The organism is Novosphingobium sp. YAF33, assembly GCF_052113265.1.
Classification (GTDB): domain Bacteria; phylum Pseudomonadota; class Alphaproteobacteria; order Sphingomonadales; family Sphingomonadaceae; genus Novosphingobium.
Window position 1 is genome coordinate 1 of sequence record NZ_JBFRCW010000044.1, and the last position, 1,371, is coordinate 1,371.

The window sequence follows — 1,371 nt, forward strand, 5'->3', positions numbered from 1 at the left end:
GATCGTGTCCCAGGACGTGGTGTAGCTGAAGGCTGAGGTGGTCACCGTGATTTTCGGGTAGGTTTGGGTTGTGAAGCTCAAACCTGACGGAAGGAATCACGATGACCGATCCGATGATGCACTTGCGTTCGCTGGTAGAGAAGGCCCCCGATGCAGATATTCTGCGCGAGATGATTTCGTTTGCCGCCGAGCGGCTGATGGAGATGGAAGTCGGCAACCTGACCGGAGCCGGCCACGGCGAGAAATCTGCGGCGAGGCTGGTCCAGCGCAACGGCTACCGCGAGCGCGACTGGCAGACGCGAGCGGGGACGGTCGAACTACGCATCCCCAAGCTCAGGAAGGGAAGCTACTTCCCCGGCTTCCTCGAACCCCGTCGCATGGCCGAGCGGGCGCTGACCGCAGTGATCCAGGAAGCGTATATCCAGGGCATCTCCACCCGCTCGGTAGATGACCTGGTAAAGGCGCTGGGTATGGATGGGATCTCGAAGAGCCAGGTCAGCCGGCTGTGCGAGGAACTCGACGAGAAGGTCGGTGCCTTCCTCGAGCGCCCAATCGAAGGCGACTGGCCGTACCTATGGATCGACGCCACCTACGTGAAAGTCCGGCAGAACGGGCGTATCGTGTCGGTGGCGGTGATCGTCGCGGTGGGCGTCAACAGCGATGGCCGCCGCGAGGTGCTAGGCATGGATATCGGTCCTTCCGAGGCCGAGCCGTTCTGGACCGCCTTCCTGCGCAAACTGACGCGCCGAGGACTGCGTGGCGTTAAGCTGGTCATCTCCGATGCGCACGAAGGCATTAAGGCGGCGGTCTCCAAACTGCTGTGCGCGACCTGGCAGCGCTGCCGCGTCCACTTCATGCGCAATGCACTCGCCCATGCCGGCAAGAGCGGCAGGCGCGTCGTCTCCGCCTTCATCGCCACCGCCTTCGCCCAGGAAACTCCAGAAGCTGCGAGCCAGCAGTGGCGTTCGATCGCCGACCAAGTGCGGCCCAAACTGCCCAAGCTAGCCACGCTGATGGACGACGCTGAGCCCGATGTGTTGGCCTACATGACATTCCCGCGCGAGCATCGCGCCAAACTACACAGCACAAACCCCATCGAGCGCCTTAATGGCGAAATCAAACGGCGGACCGAGGTCGTTGGGATCTTCCCGAACGAAGCCGCCATCACCCGCCTCGTCGGAGCCATCCTCATGGAACAGTCCGACGAATGGGCCGTCCAGCGCGCGCGGTACATGACGCTTGAAACGATGGCCCCGCTCAGCGACAATCCCATTGTCATGCTGTCGGCAGTACCCGGCTCATGATCGGCTCAGGCTGAGGCCGAAAAGCAAGGTGGTCCAGAAAAGCTACACCACCTCTCGGGACACGATC

Annotated in this window: 1 protein-coding gene; it reads left to right on the top strand. The window is 62.3% G+C overall.

What is annotated here, in order from left to right; genetic code table 11:
* The first annotated feature begins 101 nt into the window (after positions 1–101).
* A complete protein-coding gene (locus AB4Z00_RS26530) occupies positions 102–1,304 on the top strand; it encodes an IS256 family transposase (RefSeq protein WP_442047901.1) in 1,203 nt (400 codons plus the stop codon).
* Positions 1,305–1,371: the final 67 nt, after the last annotated feature.